Source organism: Mycobacterium sp. E3305 (assembly GCF_001666785.1).
In the GTDB taxonomy this organism is placed as follows: Bacteria; Actinomycetota; Actinomycetes; order Mycobacteriales; family Mycobacteriaceae; genus Mycobacterium.
This window is the reverse complement of sequence record NZ_LZJA01000220.1, coordinates 1-888: the sequence shown is the minus strand read 5'-3', so window position 1 is coordinate 888 and position 888 is coordinate 1. Positions and strand designations below refer to the sequence as shown.

Sequence of the window (888 nt, the reverse complement as noted above, 5' to 3'; positions counted from 1 at the left end):
GGTAACGCTCGAAAACCCCGGCCAGGATGAGATGGCCCAGGCTGCGCTGGGCCCACAGCGCCATTTCCGTGATGAGCACGGCGTTGGATGCCGGCTGATCCATGGGCATTGCCGGACTTCCCGGACCGCCGTGCTGCACGATCGTCAGATCCAGTTGGCTGCACAACTGCCAAATCGGCTCATACCGAGTGTGGAACAGCGGGGCGACATTGGGGTCGCCCGGCGATACTGGGGGCAGCAGCACTCCACCGAAGCAGCCTTGCTCGTTGCCCCAACGAATTTCGTCCAGCGCGGCGTCGACGTCGTTGGGGAATACCTGGATCAGTCCTCGCCGGCGTGCGGGTGCCAGCGAACAAAAATCGACCTGCCATCGGTTGTGCGCCTGCACGCCCGCCCAGCGGTGTTCGAACTCTGCTCGGTTCTGGGGCAACGAGATGGTGATGTTGGGAGACGTCGGAAAGAAGGGAGGAACAGTGTTGGGCAGCAACAGCTCTGCCGCAACCCCGTCAGCGTCCATCTCGGAAATACGCAACTCATGGTCCCAGTTGCGCTTTGCGGTAGCGATGATCAAGTCATCGAAAGGACTGGCATACGTCGTGGCCCACGCGTCGAAGTCGTCGTGGAACGCCTTCGGGAGGTACGGCTTGTATTCGAGGAGGTCGGCGCCGGCGTGGGTATCCGCAGAAATGACAGTGTAGCGGGACGGGGTTGAATCCGCCGAACGAAACATTCATCATGCATAGTTATCGGCCACGAGACAATGACCGGTGTCGCATTCTCATTGAGGAGATGATTGATGGCCACCCCTGAGACCCCGTCCCGCTACACTGTCATTTCTGCGGATACCCACGCCGGCGCCGACCTCCTCGAATACAAGCCGTACCTCCC

At 60.8% G+C, this 888-nt stretch carries 1 protein-coding gene; it reads right to left on the bottom strand.

What is annotated here, in order from left to right; translation table 11 throughout:
* The coding region (locus A5701_RS20400; RefSeq protein WP_156670185.1) for an amidohydrolase family protein at positions 1-730 on the bottom strand (730 nt) is incomplete at its 3' end.
* Between the last annotated feature and the right edge of the window lie 158 nt (positions 731-888).